The sequence below is a fragment of the Edaphobacter sp. 12200R-103 genome (assembly GCF_010093025.1).
GTDB lineage: Bacteria > Acidobacteriota > Terriglobia > Terriglobales > Acidobacteriaceae > Edaphobacter.
Map to the genome: position 1 here is coordinate 157,241 of NZ_CP048114.1, position 17,655 is coordinate 174,895.

The following is a 17,655-nucleotide window of genomic DNA, read 5'->3' on the forward strand; positions in this document are numbered from 1 at the left end:
TCCGCAAAAAGAGGCAACACCTCCCCGGTTGAGGAGGTTGTCGCGTTCACCACTTTCCGAGAGATACCTTGAGGCCGCCGAATACAGTTATCGGTGCACCGGGAGCAAAGAACGTGCTGCTACGCACCGGATATTCAGTATCTCCGTCGAACTGGATAGAACGGAACGGCCGTGGGGTGAAGTTGCCGTTGTCGTCATAAGGAGTAGTAGCGAGTTGGCCCGCAGTGTAATAGTGGCGATTCAGGAGATTATTGATCTGAGCGAACAGCTCGAGATGATTCGTAAGTCTGTATCTTGTCCCCACGTTTACAACACCATACCCCGGGCTCTTTCCCGGTCCGAGATAATAGACACCATCGGGCTGATGTTGGTTATTCTCGTTGCCACGAACATACGATGAGCTGATGAGATTGAAATCGGTATCGATTGAAAGCTTCCGCAGCGGATGGTAGTCGCCAAACAGCTTGAGCATGTGTTGCGGAACCTGTGGGATCCGGTTGCCGGGCGAGATCGCAATGTTGCCTCCATCCACCACTCCCATTCCTCCGCCTTCGGCATTGCTGTTGCTGCTGTTGCTTCCACTGCCGACAGTCTGTGAACTTTGATAGGTAGCGTCCAGGAACGTGTATTCCGCACCTCCATCGAAGTGCCGCAGATTGGCCGAGAAGCTCGCCTCTACACCCTGACGCCGCGTCTTTCCGAAGTTCTGGAAGTAGCCATAGCCGGTCTGCTGCGAAGCAACGAAGAGCAGGTCGTCGTAGTTGTCGCTATGAAAGAAGCCCGCACTCCACCGTAAGGTTGCATTCGGGCTTCCGCGAAGGCCTGCTTCAAATGTCTTGCTGACAACCTGTTTCAGCGGAGGATCGCTGACCAGCGCATTCGGCAGGCTGCAGGGGAAATCCGGGTCGGCACACCCAAGCTCTGTCGATGTTGGAGCGCGACTGCTTTCTCCATAGTTGAAATAAGCGCTCAGTGCCGCCGAGGCCTTATAGACAACGCCAGCCGAAGGATTGAAGCGATCAAACGTATTGATCGCGGTGAGAGTACCGCGGTAAGGCACCGGCGGCAGCCGATCCTCATTGTTAATCGTGGTGTGGTTATAACGGCCCGATGCTGTCAAAACCCATTTCCCCACCGTAAACGTATCGGTCAGGAAAAAGCTCGGAGTGTTCGTGCTTCCGTGAAGGTTGACTCGGTTATCCTGCGGCGCATCGTCTGCTTCCGTAGAGCCATCGAGAAAAACCGGGATTCGAGTCACTGAGATTCCATCGTCGTTCAGATAACCATATTGCGCATTCTGGACGAAGGTGAGAGTCCCTCGATCCCAACCGCCCCCGACGGCAAATCGATTGTGTGCTGTCCGCCAGGAAAGTACGCCTGATAAGCCATAAGCATTCTGCTTATTGACGGTATCCGTGTCTACGCCTGTACACTTCTCACCCGGCTCGTCCAACTCCAGGCCTTGCGCGATGCAGCGAAGATACGGAAACGGAGTATTGGCTGGAGTAATGTTTGGAGGAAAGGTGATACCCGCGGCAGTCAGGGCCGCCTTATCGGCATTGCTCAGGGTGTAGAGCGATTCCCCGAAAGAGTCGTCATTCATATCACCGTTCGTGGTATTGGTCCGAATATGGCGGTAGTAGGCGTTGGCATTAATACTCAGGCTTCTCGAAAGAGCATGCGTCGCATTGAAGGTGAGAAAAGGGGAGTGCTGCCAGGTCCGGTCAGGGATGCTGAACACGCTGTTATAGCCGTGATTGAGCCCGGTGGTGCGATGGATTGCCCGGAAATCCTGTGTGCCGTTTCCGGTCAGATCATTGATGGCGTAGCCGCCCGAGAGCGAAATCGCGGTCAGATCTTTGTTGTATCCGAGCTTCGCGAAAGACTGACGCACGCTGGAGGGTGAAGAAACCCTCCAGCCATCCTCATGGAACAACGTACCGGCCGCAAACCAATTTAGATCGCTCTTGTTGCTTCCGCCATACTCGGCATCGAGCGCCATGCGGCCAAAGCTTCCCCCGTATCCGCTGACAGCCAGCCCCGGATTCGTGAGGCCGCTTTTTGTCTGTACAGCGATAGCTCCACCCAGCGTATTTAGGCCATAAACCGGATTCGAGCCGGGGATAAGCTCGGTCGTATTGATGGCAACTTTCGGGATCAGATCCCAAGCCACCACGTCGCCGAAGGGCTGGTTTTGACGTACTCCATCCAGGTACACGGACAGGCCTTCCGCCGAACCAACGAGGGGAGATGCCGTATAGCCGCGATAATTCACGTCAGGCTGGAACGGATTATTCTGATTTTCGTTGACGTAAACACCGTTGAGCCGCCGCTTCAGGACATCCGTCAGGTCGATGGCATTCGTATCTTCGATTGTTTGCGCGGTTAGGGATTGTACGGGAACAGGAACGTCAGACTGTGGTAGATCGAGAGAGCCAATTGGCGTTGAAGCAATGACATCCACGGTGGTCGAGATGCTTCCAACCTGAAGTCGAACATCCTGGACCACCGAAGATGCCGGCTGAACCTGCAGCCGAAGGATCTTCATCGCGAAGCCCGGATGCGAAAGTTGAAGCTCATATTGTCCAGGCGCCAATCCGGATACAACCAGTGAGCCGTCGGTTTCTGTTTCTACGGATTGGATATGGGTAGAGAGTAGGTCTGTCAGCGTCCCTCTGGCCTGAAGTGGCCTCCCCTCCGGATCGTGGACCTGGATTCTCACTTCCCCGGTACCTGTAGGCGCGGAGGTGTGGGAGTTCTGAGCAACTGCATTCGAAGCTAAGGGAAAGAACAGAGCCACAAAAAAAATGGCGAGACGCATGTTAAACGGCATCCAGGATGATCCTTCGAAAAATTTTCGATTCGTTGACGTTCACTGTGTTAATTCCAGGAATCGCGAATCTGTTCACGCTTTTTGAAAAAAGAGCTGTCTGACCTCTGAGCAAGGTGGACGGAGCAGGTGACATCAGCAATTGCCCGATGGAACGGTAATTACTATTCGCATATAAGCTCATATTCCGCTAGAGTCTTCTGGATGCTTATGCGGCTGCTTCTTCTATTCTTCGTCTCTGTTTGGCCGCTGGCTGCTCAAATCAACGTTATTAATGACGGCTTCCCGGGAGCGAATACCGCCGAGCTGGATTCCCGGCTGGACGAAGCCCTTACTCGGTTCCGGCCCAACTACGTTGTAATATTCGCGGGCGCGAACGATGCGCTGAACGAAAAGAAGTTTCTGCCAGCCCAGAAGTCGGGCGATCATCTGGATGCGATGACCCGGCGTATCCAGGCCCGCGGAGCTCAAGTGATCCTTGTTACCGTTCACGATCCGGACCTCATTCGGCTTATGGCACGCCATAAGCCCGAAATCTATGGGAATCAACCACCGTTGCAGCGAGTTGAGGCGGTCAATGCTCAGGTCCTTCGGGTTGCGAAGACGGAGCATACGAAACTCGTCCAGTTCGCAACTATATTAAGTAAGGCAGGAGGGGCGAACTCCAGGCTAAGCACAGATGGCGTCCACCTGACCGCGGCTGGATACAGTCTCTTAGCGGCGGCGGTACGCGCACAGCTTCCGAATCGTCTTCCCGCGGATACCACCGTGCTGTGCTTTGGAGACAGCCTGACCTATGGGATTGGCGTACGTCCGCCGAATGGTGCTGTCGAAACCAGCGCGACCTATCCCGCTCAACTCCGCGCGCTTCTTCCATGAAGACAGCCGTATTTCCTGCCGCGTAAAATGCCATGCATGTCTACGACGCTTGTCCCTCCGGCCAACGAAACTCCCGAAGCCACGGAGGCCATTCAAGCGCATGTTCACAAGATCCTTCAGAGCACTCACTTTGCCCGCGCTGAGACACAACGCAAGCTCCTGCACTACCTCTGGGAGCATCGCCATGAAAGTGTCAGCGAATATGCGCTGGCGACAGAGGCTCTGGGCCGCAGCGAAAACTTTGACCCGGCGACAGATGCCTCTGTCCGGGTCCATATATCGCGCCTGCGGAGAAAGCTGAAGGATTACTACCAGCTGGAGCCCGGCGAATCCGAGTTGCTTGTGATTCCTACAGGTACGCACCAGTTGATGGTGCTGGACCAGTCTCTTCAGGCGATGCCTTCCCCCGAGGAAGTCGAGTCCCTCGCGCCTGTACCCTCGCGCTCTTACACGGTGCCGATCCTGATGGGAATGATTGCGGTGCTCCTGGTCGCTGTCAGCTGGCTAGGCTGGAAGTACAGCACCATGCGCCCCGCCCCCGAGGTCAAGCGGCCAAATGCTTTTTGGGCATCCTTCCTGGCCGGCACGGCTCCTATCAAGATTATTCTCCCGACCCCGATCTTCTTTGGCTTCAAAGACCATCCCACGTTGCGTCTACGCTCAACACAGGTGAACGACTTCAATGACGTCCCAAAAGATCCCGAGTTTGCAAAGCTGGTCGGGAATCTCGGGAGCAGAACCTTCGAGCAGTCCTACACGGTCACGTGGGACACCCTGGCGGCCATCGATATGGCTCGCTATCTTGACAGCATCGGGGCGAAGGATCGGGTTTCGTTCAATGTGACGAGGGATCTCTCGCCCCTGTTCCTGGAGAACTCAAACGTCATTGCGGTCGGAACTCACCAGACGCTCCAGCCTCTGTCCGGATACCTGCAGGCGATGAACTTTTCACTCGCTCCGGCTGAGTCGAGAGTCACCAACGCGAAACCCCGCCCGGGAGAACAGGCTACATACGAGATCATCAAGAAGAATAAGGATCGCGAGGTAAGGCCGTCCATTCTGGCCGTACTGCCCGGAAGAGCGTCGGGGCTAAAGGTGATGCTGCTGCAATCAAGAGACACCGGCGCCCTCGTCTCTCTGATCTCCTCGTCGGCCGGATCGAATTCGATCGAAGAGATGTGGAAAAAGGAAGGCTCCCCTCAATATTTTGAGATGGTGACCTATACCGAAGTGCAGGGAAACACGATTCCCCTGCGCACATGGCCGGTGGCTATTCACAAATTTACGGCTCAAATCCCGGCAAATTCGATGTAACAGCACGTAACATACCGCTCGAAACGTGCCATCGACGGTTCGGAATGGCAGTATGTTCTGCTATGTTCACAAAACATCGTTCTCTGCTTCATCTGGCGGTCGTCACATTTTTTGCCTCGACTGCAACCCTTTCAGTTCATGCCGCTCCCACTTCCGCTGATTTTGTGGTCTATGGAGGCACGGCTTCAGGGGTCGTCACTGCCTATGCCGCAGCCAGAGAGGGCCTGCACGTCATCCTTCTTGAACCGGGAACACATCTGGGAGGTATGGTTACCGGCGGACTCTCTGCTACAGACGTTGCATACTTCCAGATCATCGGCGGCTATGCCCGCGACTTTTATCGCGAGGCCGCGGCACAATATGGGGTCCATACACTCAACAAACACGGAGACTGGCTCTCCGAGCCGAAGGTCGGCGAAGCCATATTTAACGACTGGCTCAAAAAGGCAGGCGTAGAGGTGCACTTTCATGAGCGCCTGAAGGAGCATGGGGGGGTATCCAGGTCCGGTCTCCATGTGCGCTCCATTACTACCGAAGACGGCAAAATATGGCAGGCGAAGATCTTTGCCGACTGCAGCTACGAAGGCGACCTGATGGCGCAGGCGGGGGTAAAGTACACCGTCGGCCGTGAAGGGACGGAGGTCTACAACGAAGACCTGGCAGGCGTGCGGGTCGATACGCCAAAGCACCAGTTCCTCTGGAAGATCTCACCGTATAACGACAAAGGCAAGCTCATGCCCGAGGTGGATCCAGGTCCGATGGGGGAGAACGGCTCCGGCGACAAAAAGGTGCAGTCCTACAACTTCCGCCTGATTCTCACGAATGACCCGGCGAACAAGCTTCCCTGGACGAAGCCGCGCGGCTATAACAGCGCTCAATTTGAGCTGCTCGCCAAATATCTGGGGCAATGGAAAGAGAAGATGCACCGGGAGCCCCGGCTAGGCGACGTCATGAATCCGGTAGCTATCCCCAACAAGGAAGCTGACTTCAATAACAACGGCGCCTTTTCCACCGACTTTATCGGTCACAGCTGGACCTATCCGGACGCCAGCTACGCCGAGCGCAGGAAGATCTGGGATGCGCACATGCTTTATACCCAGTCTTTTCTGTGGTTCCTGGCGTCTGACCCTCGCGTTCCTAAGCCGCTTCAGGATGAGGTCAATACCTGGGGAAGAGCAAAGGATGAGTTTCGCGATACGGACGGATGGCCCAACCAACTCTATATCCGCGAAGGTCGCCGCATGGTGGGTATGTATGTCATGAAGCAGTCTGACCTGCAGACCAATAGCACAAAGCCCGATTCAATCGCTATGGGGTCCTACAACAGCGACTCGCACAATATCCAGCGTGTCGCAATGCCTGATGGCAGCGTTCGCAATGAGGGCGACGTGCAGGTTGCGGTAAAGCCTTACGAGATCGCCTTTGGAACCATCCTGCCGAAGAAAGATCAGACGGACAATCTACTAGTCCCAGTCTGCCTCTCAGCTTCCCATGTCGCCTACTCCTCAGTGCGCATGGAGCCACAGTACATGATGATGGGGCAGGCAGCGGGAGTGACTGCAGCGCTGGCCATTCAGGAAAAGACTTCAGTCCAGGATGTGAGCATCAAGGCACTCCAGACGAAGCTGCGCAGCCAGAAGGCTATCTTGCATCTCGACCAGGAAACAACAGGCACTGGAGTCGATTAGCCGCGTAGGTAGCTGAAAACAATAAAACTGTTACGTAACGTAACAGCTTGGAACTTCCCATCTTCACCACTCAAATCGAATAGTTGCAAGCCGTAACGGGCATAGGACATTCGCTGTAGCCAAAAATGTCCATGCCTGTTGCAGCTCTCACTTTTAAAAGAGGCCACTCATGAAGCAGTTTCTTAAAGCAGTGCAGCTTTTCCTCCTGGGCCTGTCAGTCCTTATGCTGCCATCCGCGCTGAAGGCCCAGGTAGCCAACGGCGTTATCACCGGCCGCTTGGCGGATTCCACAGGAGCCGTTGTCAGCAATGCGCAGGTGACCCTGACGAAGGTGGATACCGGCCTGACCCTTACGACCAAAAGCAACAGCAACGGAATCTATACATTTTCTTCGCTTCAGACTGGCCCCTATAAAGTTCAGGTCACGCAAAGCGGATTCAAAAATGCAGAGACCTCACTTACTTTGGCGGTAGGTCAGACCGCCAGCATTGACCTGAATCTTGAGGTGGGCTCCAGCACAGAGACCATTAACGTCGAATCGACTGGCATGGCCGATCTTGATACCACCGATTCGACGGTAAGTTATACGGTTGGAACTCGCCAGGTAAGCGATCTTCCTTTGAATGGACGCAATCCCTACGGGCTGGCCTCGCTATCGCCAGGTATCAATCCCGGCGGCGGCTTCGGTCAGGGCGTCAGCCAGGTTCGCGGAGCGGTCGTTGCTGCAGGAACGAACAACTTTGAATCGAACGGCGGACAGGCAGGCTCAAACGAGATCTTCTTCGATGGTGTCCCGGTAACTGTCTGCTGCCAGGGGCAACCGGCGCTAACACCGTCCGTCGAGGTTGTCGACCAGTTCAAAGTCATCACCTCGACTCCGCCGGCTCAGTTTGGACGCTCCTCCGGCGGCATTTTGAATATCGTCTCGAAGACAGGCACAAACAGCCTGCACGGCACTGTGTATGAATATCTGAGGAACGAGAAACTGGATGCCGCCCCCTACTTTCTGAAGTACAACAACACACCGCCCATCCGGGGTCGCAAAGATTTTCGAGCACCACACAAGTTCAACCAGTACGGCTTTTTCGTGAATGGCCCCGTGTTTTTACCGAAGATCTACGACGGTCGCGATAAGACCTTCTTCACCTTCGGGTGGGAAGCCTCGCGCAACGTACTGTATGCTCCGGTGACCGCGACCGTTCCCACGGCCCTGCAGCGTCAGGGTGTTTTTACGGAAGCTCCAGGCCTTATCTACGACCCCTACAGCACAGTCGGCAATACACGCCAGGTGCTTCCGGCTGGCTGCAATTCTGCCGGTTGTTTCGCCGCAGGCAAGGTCGTAACCAACATCAATCCGGTCTCTCAGAAGCTCTTGCAGTTTCTTCCTTTGCCGAATCTGGGCGGTGTGACCAATAATTACGTCTATGCCAATCGCACCAGCGACCTGGTAGACCAGTTCAATTTTCGCGTAGATCACAATTTTTCTTCGAAGCAGCGCGTCTTTGCTCGTGGTACCCGCGACACGAATACGCACCACGAGAACGATCTGTTCAACCAGCCGACCGGCCCCAGCGCGATCAATCAGGCGCTCCGCGCCTACCTCTTCGCCCTGGGGGATACATGGACCATTACTCCGCAGCTCATCCTGCAGACCAACTATGGCTTCGCGTATCAGAGGAACTTTCAGATCCCGCAGAACTACACGGGTTATAACGCTTCCGACTACGGTTTTACGAACCTCGCCAGCCAGCAACAGTTGCCCGGTATTCCCTTTGTTGGCATCTCGGGATACGCCAATATGTCGTATGCAACCAACACCAATCGATGGGAGCACTACAGCCACTTTCTGGAGTCAACGGCTCTTTGGCAACTGGGCACACACAGTCTCACCTTCGGTTATGACGGCCGCCTGATCCTCGAGCATCAGCAGAGCGCGAGCAATGGTCCCGGTTCCATATCGTTCGATACGGCGCTGACGAATGGCCCCAACGTCACCAGCGCAGCCGCCTCCAGCCAGGCGCAGTTCGATGCGCTTGCCGCATTCCTGATGGGAACCTTCACAAACGCTACCCTTACCCGGCAGGTACAGCCTGCCTATGACTCCTGGTACAACGCCATCTATCTACAGGACGACTGGCGCGTCAATCCGCGACTGACCTTGAACGTCGGCCTGCGGTACGACATTGAGACCGGCTACGCCGAGCGACACAACCGTTGGGCAGATCTTGATCTCAATGTTGCCAATCCCCTCTCGTCGGCTGCACTCCCATTCACGGGCGGCGCGCGCTATCTTGGCGACAACTTCCCCAATCGCACCTGGAAGACGGCATACAACAAGTTCGGCCCGCGCATCGGTCTCGCATTTCAGGCCTCCGATCGCGTGGTCCTGCGTGGAGGATATGCCTTGATGTATCTTCCAACCTCGCAACGCTTCTACGGAACGTCTACCCTTGGCTACGCGCAACAGTCCCAGACCTTGTTTACGACGACCAGCATCCCGACCACAACAATCGATACTCCATTTCCCAATGGTGTCCTGCTTCCGGCAGGGCCCAGTGCAGGTGTAACCGCAGGCACAGGAACCTCCGTCGGCGGCGCGGTGTATGACAATCCGCTTCCTTACTTTCAACAGATCCATGCGGGGGTTGAAACACAGATCGCACAGGGTGTCGTGCTGCACCTCAACTATGTGGGCAGCCACGGTGTTCATCTGCCGATTAACTATCGTCCGAACGATCTGCGCGATCAGTACTGGGGCACTCCAGGCAGCCAGTCACAGATTGACTATCTGAATGCTTCCGTCGTGAATCCTTTTCATGGTCAGGCAGCGGCCGGTCCGTTGGCTCTGCCCACTACGGTGCAGCGTGTCCAGCTCCTCTCAATGTACCCGCAGTACACACCGAACACAGGCATGTCGAACGGCTCTCTGACGGTCAATCAGCTGGGAATCGGAGCATCGATCTTCAACGCGGCCCAGGCCTTCATCACCATTCAGCGATCGAAGAACCTGCAGGCAACGATCAGCTATACCTTTTCGAAGCTGATGGGCAATACTTCGCCACTTCTGACGGGCTTCCTGAACGCCAATGGCACCCCGGGCTTTCAGAATAGCTATCACATCCGCGATAAAGAATGGTCTGTTATGGCAACCGACATTCCGCAACGCTTTGTCGCAAACGCAAATTACAACCTGCCCATTGGTCGCGGACAACGATTCGGCGGAGCCGTGAAGCCTTGGATAAACCAGCTCATCGGCGGCTGGTCTTTGAATACGATTGTCGCGGTCCAGTCGGGTTATCCCCTGGGGATCACGCAAACAGCCGGTCAGGCCTATTCCGGCTCACGGCCCTTCTTCGTTTCTGGTGGTAAACCACTAACTTCAGGCGATGTTCATCAGCGTCTTGGCGGCGCAGGGCAACCAGCCGCTTACCTTGACGCGAACGCCTTCCGCAAAGCGACTGCTTTCGAACTGGGAGATGTTCCTCGCTCCTCCGGAAGACTGCGCAGTCCGGCAGGCTTTCAGGATGACCTGTCTCTGCTGAAACAGTTCCCCATTCATGAGAACATCCACCTGCAATTCCGGTTCGAAGCGTTCAACCTTCTTAACAAGGTTCAGTTTGGCGTTCCCAATACAACGCTGGGATCGGCAACCTTCGGCTCTATCACGACTCAAGCCAACTCGCCTCGCAATATTCAAGGCGCATTGAAACTGGTTTTCTAACCCCGATATCCCGCTGCGCGTGGCCGAATGGAAGATATTCGGCCACGCACAATATCACTGTCAGACAAATTGCATGTCATAAAGCCTGTTTTCCTCTACGCGGTTGATTAGGATGGAGGGGTATGCCTGAAGCAACTCCCCTTGATCCAACTACTCTCTCTCACGTCGCTGAAGTCCTGAACCTGCCGCTCCCGGCCGTTCGCGCTGTGATCTCCCTGCTCGATGAAGGCGCAACTGTTCCCTTCATTGCCCGCTATCGTAAAGAGGCCACCGGAAACCTCGACGAGGTGCAGGTTCGCGATATTTCAGAGAAGCTGGTCTACTTCCGCGATCTGCTCGATCGCCGCGCAACCGTTCTCTCCTCGATTGCGGAGCAGGGAAAGCTTACTGACGAACTAAAGCTTCGCATCCTGGCGACGCTGGACCGCAGCGAGCTTGAGGACCTTTATCTACCCTATAAGCCAAAGCGCCGCACAAAGGCGACGATCGCGCGCGAAAAGGGATTGGAGCCGCTGGCTGACTACATCTGGCAGCAGGAAACAGGTCCGGTCGGCCTGCTTCAGCTGGCTACATCGTTGATTGATCCGGAGAAGGAAGTCGCTACGATCGACGATGCGCTGGAAGGCGCCTGCCATATTGTGGCGGAGCGAATCAGCGAAGATGCCGAGGTTCGCAAGTCTGCAAGACAGCTGATGTTCGAGGAGGGACTTATCTCCAGCCGCAAGGCGATGGATGCAGTCGACGAGCAGGAAAAGTTCAAGATGTACTACGAATATCGTGAGCCAGTGAAGACGATTCCTTCTCACCGGATGCTTGCGATTCGCCGCGGCGAGGCTGAAAACGTACTCTACTGGCTGATCGAGCTGGAAGAGACCAGAGTCCTTGCACTGCTGCGTTCGCGGGTGGTGCGCGCACAGGGCGATTGGACGCCCTATCTTGATCGCGCCATTGAGGACTGTTGGAAGCGGCTGCTGAATACATCCATTCAGGGCGAGATACGGCTTGAGTTGAAGCGCCGCTCCGATACGGCTGCGATTGATGTCTTCCGCGAGAACCTGGAGCATCTGTTGCTCGCCGCACCGGCGGGTCCCATCGGTGTGCTTGGGATCGATCCCGGACTGCGTACGGGTTGCAAGATTGCCGTGGTCGACGAGACCGGAAAATTTCTCGCAGACGACGTGATCTATCCGCATACAGGGAGGACAAGAGAGGCGACGGAGAAGCTCGCCGCAATGGTAGCGAGACATAACGTGTGCGCTATTGCAATTGGCAACGGCACTGCCTCTCGCGAGACGGATGCGTTTGTTCGTGACTTTCTGCAGGAAAAAGGGCTGGCAAACATCTTTCGCGTCACTGTCTCCGAAGCGGGCGCCAGCGTGTACTCAGCGTCCGAAGTAGCCCGGCAGGAGTTTCCTCAGCTCGATCTGACGGTGCGCGGTGCAATCTCCATCGCACGCCGTTTGCAGGATCCGCTTTCAGAGCTGGTGAAGGTCGATCCCAAATCCATCGGGGTGGGGCAGTATCAGCACGATGTGGATCAGCGGCAGCTGCAACAGTCGCTCGAAGCGACAATCGAGAGCTGCGTCAACCGCGTGGGCGTCGATCTCAACACTGCCTCGTGGACGCTTCTGCGCTACGTCGCGGGAGTCAGCGAGCGGGTCGCACTGAGTATCGTCAGCTTCCGGGATCAGAACGGACGTTTTCACTCCAGGGAACAACTGAAGCAGGTCTCCGGCGTGGGACCCAAAACCTTCGAGCAGGCAGCAGGCTTCCTCCGGGTTCGCGACGGCGATCAGCCGCTCGACAACACCGCCGTTCATCCGGAGTCCTACGGGCTGGTCGAGGAGATCGCAAAGTCGTTCTCCACACCTATCGCAGAACTGATACGCAATCCTCATCTGTTGGGGAGTGTGAATAAAGACTCGTTCGCGGCGGGAATGTTCACCCTGAATGACATTCTGGAAGAGCTGAAAAAGCCCGGCCGCGATCCCCGGGATAAGTTTGTTGCACCGTCTTTCAATGAGTCAGTGCGCGAGATTTCCGATGTCGAGACTGGAATGGTGCTCGAAGGTGTCGTCACCAACGTGACGAAGTTTGGAGCTTTTATCGACATCGGTGTCCATCAGGATGGTCTTGTTCACATCTCAGAGATCTCGAATCGGTTTATCCGTGAGCCTGCCGAGGTCTTGAAGGCAGGGCAGATCGTAAAGGTAAAAGTGCTCTCGGCAGACGCTAAAACGAAACGCATCTCCCTCTCGATCAAGGCGTTGGAGACGCCAGCCGCTCCCAGGCCGAAGAGCCGCCCTGCAGCGAATCCACCGGCACTTTCCATGCAGGACAAGTTGGCGAGCCTGTCCTCAAAGTGGCGTACCCAGTAGAACTCACATACGTCAGCGCATTTTGAAAAAGCACTGCGCTGACGTATGGGGCCACGACCGAAATGTCCCGGCCTCCCTGACCGCTTAACGACTCTTAGCTTGATACTGATTCGGCGCGCCAGGAGTCGGAAGGTCGTCGAAGATCTGCGTACCGTTGGCATGCGCCCGGGTCAGCGGCGAGGCCAGGGTTATACCGCTCCCAGAGATCGGTGTGCCACTCGTGTGCTCATGAGCCAGCGGTTTGGAGACCGTGATCGTCATGTCACCGTGCGTTCTCACCGCAGAGATAATGGCCGTCTCGGAGTTTTGGCCATCGTCGATGGTGATGGTTTGACCCCTGGTAAAGCCGATGACACTTGCGACAGGAAGAATCGTTGCTTTCGGCTCAGTCGAGGCGTTTATCGTGGTGGCGCCTGATGTGCCTACCTCAGCAATCACGGCAGTTTCAACATTCGTACCGGAATCAAGATGGATCGTCTGGCCTGGGCGGAAGCCTTCGGTGCTGGCGACCTTGATGTTGGTTGCGCCGGCAGCTGAATTGGCCGACAAAGTTGCAGCGGCCTGTGTCAGGAAGTCGCTGCAGTTGCTGTCAGTGTCGCTGCCGTCGGGGAATCTTCCTGCACTTGTATTGACGGCAACCGGAGCCATCACCGTTGACCATGGACTAAAAACGGAGCCGGGCGCGGGAGAATAACATCCGCTCAATCTTGTCCCGGAGATGGATTGATCGCCCTCCGCTGCCCATGGATCGACAAGGCCGCCGTAGTTAAGGCTGTCGGCGACCGCTCCCGAGGCATCCCGCAGCACGATGCTGCCCTCCTCCACCGTGAGAATACGATCGAATTGCGGGGTTCTGGTGGTGAACTCCGGTCCGCCGAACCACTGGTTAGGCTCCGCTGTGCCCTGATATCCCGCAGTCTTAACTGCGGTGTCGCGTACAGCCGCATGAATCTCGTGGTCGTTCGCCAATGGCCTGTCGAGTGTTACACCTGTGCCAAGTGCTTGAACGGGTTCGTTGCTGGAATGAGCGAATGCCGTTGCCGGCTGAAAGGTGATCCCTGTTCCGCGATCGCTGAATGGCAGATTGGCTGCGTGACTGAACTGCAGTGGCGCCGCCAGATCCAGCCCCGTGCCGGGAGCGACGACCCACTCACTGGTCACATGAGATTGTTTGAGCGCGGGAGTAAATTCGATCTCATGGCCTTCGGGGCCGTGGTTATCCACCCGCGTAACAGTAACGGCTTCCTGGCTTGCGGGCGTCCCCACCGTAATCTTGTTACCGGCAGCAAAACCTTCAGCGCGGCGCACGCTGATTCGGGTCGCTCCAGCCTTTGCAGGAGCCGAAAGATTCGTCTGACGTGCTGCTGTGCCGACATGCGTCACGGTAACGGTTTCAATTCCGTGGCCTACACTGTCGACGTCCAGCCTGATCTTGTCGCCGACCGAGATATTGGAGAGGGAAGTCACCTGAATGTTCCTTGCCCCGGCAGGAGCCTCCATCGCCAGGTATGCCTGCGTGCCCGGCTTGCCGACTGCGGTCACCGTGGCTATCTCGTAACGCTCCACGGTGTTTGCGACGACCGGATAGGGAGTGCCGTATCCCAGCGCGATCTTCTGGCCGACGACGAAGCCGGATGTGCTCTCAACAGGCACATTGGTTGAACCGGCAGGGACTGTAATCACCGGTCCGTCGGGCAAGGGCTGCCATAGTGTTGTGTGGTCGCTGGCGGCCGTCCCCAGACTTGCGATCTTGTGTGTCTCCGCCCCAGCGCCGCTGCCGATGGCGATCGTGTCACCGACCGACATCCCTTCCGTGCTTCTTACGTGGAGGATGCTCTCGCCCTTATGTGCGGGGACAGACAGCCCGGAGTTGGAGAGACCAAGCAGATAGAAGCCGCCAGCCGCCAGCTTCGTTCCGGCCGGAATCTTTACCGTCGAGAAGATCGCCTGATGAGCCGGATGCGAGGTCAGCATCCAGTTGGAGATATCGGTGCTTTGTGGGCCTGCGTTGTAAAGCTCGATAAACGAGTTCGTCGGGTTGGCAGGTGTTCCTGAACTGACACGAAATTCGTTGATCTTGACCGGGCTGACGTTCCGCACCTTTTGAACCACTGTCTCGATCCGCTTTTCGCCGCCGTTTGAATCTGTCCACGATGCCTTGCCGACGAGATCGCCGTTGAAGGCAGCCGTACCGGAGGTGATCTTGAACGTCGCGCTCACACTCTCCCCTGGCGCGACCGGTTGGGCAAAACTCTTTGATACCCCGGTTGAGCCTGAGGCAACGGAGGTCCACTGCTTGTTGGGAGCAGCCATGCTCAGCGAAACGCCGGTGGCAGGCGCTCCTATCGTATTGGTAAAGGTCACGGTGAAGTCCCGTGAAGATCCCGGAGTGAATGTCTGTGGCCCTGCAGAGGTGGTATCTTTCGTGGCCGGCGTCACGCTGAGCGGGCTCACGTCATATCTGGCAGCCACAATGTTGGCTTGCACCAGCTGGTCCGTCGCTTCAGACGGGTATGTGTTCGCGGCGGTCATCGCACCTTCATAGAAGGTTCCCTGCGAGCCGTCACTATTGTCGCCGCCGTTCCCCAGCAGAATAGCTCCCTGTTTGCGCATGGGATCATAGGTGGCATTCACGCGTGGTCCATCGAAGATGACCGACAGAGCGCCCTTTTGCGCGTCACCTCCCAGGGATGACCAGTGATGCGGTTTTCCTTTGGCGATTGCGGTCACAAAACGCCAGTTGATGCTGGGCAGATTGGGGCAACCTTTGGATCCATCCTCGTTGACGCAGCCAACAAGGTTGTTCTCCTGGTCGGTCATAATCCACGGACCATCGCCCTGCCCACTGTACCAGGGCGTGGCATTTCCGAAGTAGAGGGTCTCCATGGTGCCGTTGTCATCATCGCGGCTGTCGATCTCGCCATTGCCATAATCGAAACAGCAGCCGGAGTTGAAGTGCTTTCCATTGACCACCCAGTATTGGCCTTCTGCCTGGTCATCGACGGCTGTGCCTTTGACATCGTTCTGGCGGAGCCCCATGCCCGGTTCGATGAACACGCCGTAGACCTTGTGCCCCATGATCGTGACCGGAGCCATATCGGCAATGGGAAGGTTGTTGAAACCTCCGAGGGCTGGTCCGCCGAATCCGCCACGCGGAGCCTGAGTTAGATCGTTGTGCTTGGGCGATTGATCGTAGATGATACTGATCCAGCAATATGTGCCCGCGCAGAATCTGTCCTGTGCGCCGGCATCGGCATATCCGCCGGAGTCCGGAACAGGCGAGGCAGACGGCTGGACGACCCCAATGTCCAACGTCTTGCCGTCCGATTGACGAAGAACCTGGTACAGGGGACCGTTATAGTTCGCGTAGAGCGCCCGCGTGGTGCTGTGCGCCGCGACACAGGGATTCCCTGCAGCCGCGTAGATGTCGCACGAGCCTTGAGGCCTTTGCGGAGAAACAGTACGTCCAGCTGCAGCCTGTTGTGCCATCGTCACGGTGCCGCCCATCACCATAAGAGTGAGTGAGAGCATAAACGCGAAATCGAATCTCGTTTTCATTCGTATCCTATCCGCTGCGAAGAATTTCCCTCGGAATTCCGAAGAGATGGGGCCTTCCCCGTGGTTTCGCGGCGCAACTCCTGTGAATTTCTTGTCGGGAATACATATACCACCTGATCCCGAAGCCACTCCAGAATAAGAGCTTGCATACGAGAGCCATGGTCCAATGGCCCGTTGCTGGCGAGAGCTGGGCATGCAGTGTAGCCAAGGCAGCTTGACGTGCGGCATTATTCCTACGCGGGCATAAATGAGAATAAAACAGGCGGTTGAGCAGGTTCCCGGTGGTCTGATGACCGTACCACTTGCCATGGGTGCGGTGTTGGCAACGTGGCTTCCTCGCATGGGAGAATACTTCGGCTCTTTCACCGGCGCTCTCTTTACAGGAGCGCTGCCAATCCTCGCCGTCTTCTATGTCTGTATCGGAGCGACGATCCAGGTTCGCACACTGCCTAAAGTCATGAAGCGGGGCGGAGCCTTGCTTGGCGCCAAGATAGCCCTTGGAGTCATCTGTGGCGCGGTTCTCGGACACTTCCTGGGCACGCAGCCGGTGCAGGCAGGGTGGTTTGCCGGGTTGTCGACGCTTGCGGTCGTTGCATCCGTCAACGATACGAACGGCGGACTCTACATGGCTCTGATGCGTCGTTATGGGACTGCGGAAGACGTGGCCGCATACTCGCTCATGGCCATGGAATCAGGGCCATTTCTCACGATGGTGACGCTTGGGGTTGCAGGGCTCTCGTCATTTCCATGGCAGACGATGGCCGGCGCCATCCTCCCGCTCTGCGTTGGAATGCTGCTGGGCAATCTCGATTCTGAGCTACGGGAGTTTCTGGGCGGCGCAGCTCCGGTGCTGATCCCGTTCTTTGCTTTCTCACTCGGAACTGGTCTCGATCTGCATCTGGTCTGGAGTGCGGGCCTGCCGGGTGCCATCCTGGGAATCGCCGTGTTGCTGGTTTCAGCGATCGTCCTGATCGGAATCGACAGACTGATCGGAGGAAACGGCACTGCTGGTGTGGCCGCGGCAACCACCGCAGGCAATGCCGCCGCAGTTCCCATGCTGATCGCCGCGGCTGATCCACAGTATGCTGCTGCGGCGAAACCGGCAACGGTGCTGGTCGCAGCCTCCGTTGTTGTGACCGGATTACTGGCTCCCTTTCTAACCGCCTTCTGGTATCGATGGATGAACAGGCAGGCTTCATGATCCTCCGCCATGAGGCGCAGGTGATCGTCCATATCTCTGCGGTATAGTGAGTAAACAAATTTCGCGTGCAGGGTGCAGGATGGCAA

8 protein-coding genes are annotated in these 17,655 nt (G+C 56.5%); 6 read left to right on the plus strand and 2 right to left on the minus strand.

Going from position 1 to position 17,655, the window contains the following annotated elements; all coding sequences use genetic code 11:
- Positions 1-46 precede the first annotated feature (46 nt).
- Complete coding sequence (locus GWR55_RS00795) at positions 47-2,548, minus strand: TonB-dependent receptor (RefSeq protein ID WP_238398552.1); 2,502 nt, start codon at positions 2,546-2,548, stop codon at positions 47-49.
- A 486-nt stretch (positions 2,549-3,034) separates the two neighbouring features.
- On the opposite strand from GWR55_RS00795, the gene GWR55_RS00800 reads away from it, so the two are divergent.
- The 5 genes from GWR55_RS00800 to GWR55_RS00820 all read left to right on the plus strand — a co-directional run bounded on the left by GWR55_RS00800 (position 3,035) and on the right by GWR55_RS00820 (position 12,810).
- Positions 3,035-3,709: a GDSL-type esterase/lipase family protein gene (locus tag GWR55_RS00800; protein ID WP_162400559.1), complete on the plus strand. Its 675-nt coding sequence runs from the start codon at positions 3,035-3,037 to the stop codon at positions 3,707-3,709.
- A gap of 36 nt (positions 3,710-3,745) precedes the next feature.
- Complete coding sequence (locus tag GWR55_RS00805) at positions 3,746-5,023, plus strand: helix-turn-helix domain-containing protein (RefSeq protein ID WP_162400560.1); 1,278 nt, start codon at positions 3,746-3,748, stop codon at positions 5,021-5,023.
- A 62-nt stretch (positions 5,024-5,085) separates the two neighbouring features.
- Positions 5,086-6,711: an FAD-dependent oxidoreductase gene (locus GWR55_RS00810; protein ID WP_162400561.1), complete on the plus strand. Its 1,626-nt coding sequence runs from the start codon at positions 5,086-5,088 to the stop codon at positions 6,709-6,711.
- Between the two features lie 169 nt (positions 6,712-6,880).
- Positions 6,881-10,432, plus strand: a complete 3,552-nt coding sequence (locus tag GWR55_RS00815) for a TonB-dependent receptor domain-containing protein (protein WP_162400562.1) — start codon at positions 6,881-6,883, stop codon at positions 10,430-10,432.
- A 122-nt stretch (positions 10,433-10,554) separates the two neighbouring features.
- Positions 10,555-12,810 (plus strand): Tex family protein, encoded by a 2,256-nt coding sequence (locus GWR55_RS00820; RefSeq protein ID WP_162400563.1) that lies wholly within the window; start codon positions 10,555-10,557, stop codon positions 12,808-12,810.
- An 84-nt stretch (positions 12,811-12,894) separates the two neighbouring features.
- On the opposite strand, the gene GWR55_RS00825 is transcribed toward GWR55_RS00820, so the two are convergent.
- Complete coding sequence (locus GWR55_RS00825; RefSeq protein ID WP_162400564.1) at positions 12,895-16,368, minus strand: arabinofuranosidase catalytic domain-containing protein; 3,474 nt, start codon at positions 16,366-16,368, stop codon at positions 12,895-12,897.
- Positions 16,369-16,615: 247 nt separating this feature from the next.
- Between GWR55_RS00825 and GWR55_RS00830 the strand changes: the two genes are divergently transcribed.
- Positions 16,616-17,569 carry a 2-keto-3-deoxygluconate permease gene (locus tag GWR55_RS00830; RefSeq protein WP_162400565.1) on the plus strand — a complete coding sequence of 318 codons (954 nt, stop codon included), beginning with the start codon at positions 16,616-16,618 and terminating at the stop codon, positions 17,567-17,569.
- The last annotated feature ends 86 nt before the right edge of the window (positions 17,570-17,655 follow it).

What these genes read in the sequence shown, in the direction of transcription:
- GWR55_RS00795 (WP_238398552.1), bottom strand. Translation starts at nt 2,548, where the DNA reads ATGAAGATCCTTCGGCTGCAGGTTCAGCCGGCATCTTCGGTGGTCCAG.
- GWR55_RS00800 (WP_162400559.1), top strand. Translation starts at nt 3,035, where the DNA reads ATGCTTATGCGGCTGCTTCTTCTATTCTTCGTCTCTGTTTGGCCGCTG.
- GWR55_RS00805 (WP_162400560.1), top strand. Translation starts at nt 3,746, where the DNA reads ATGTCTACGACGCTTGTCCCTCCGGCCAACGAAACTCCCGAAGCCACG.
- GWR55_RS00810 (WP_162400561.1), top strand. Translation starts at nt 5,086, where the DNA reads ATGTTCACAAAACATCGTTCTCTGCTTCATCTGGCGGTCGTCACATTT.
- GWR55_RS00815 (WP_162400562.1), top strand. Translation starts at nt 6,881, where the DNA reads ATGAAGCAGTTTCTTAAAGCAGTGCAGCTTTTCCTCCTGGGCCTGTCA.
- GWR55_RS00820 (WP_162400563.1), top strand. Translation starts at nt 10,555, where the DNA reads ATGCCTGAAGCAACTCCCCTTGATCCAACTACTCTCTCTCACGTCGCT.
- GWR55_RS00825 (WP_162400564.1), bottom strand. Translation starts at nt 16,368, where the DNA reads ATGAAAACGAGATTCGATTTCGCGTTTATGCTCTCACTCACTCTTATG.
- GWR55_RS00830 (WP_162400565.1), top strand. Translation starts at nt 16,616, where the DNA reads ATGAGAATAAAACAGGCGGTTGAGCAGGTTCCCGGTGGTCTGATGACC.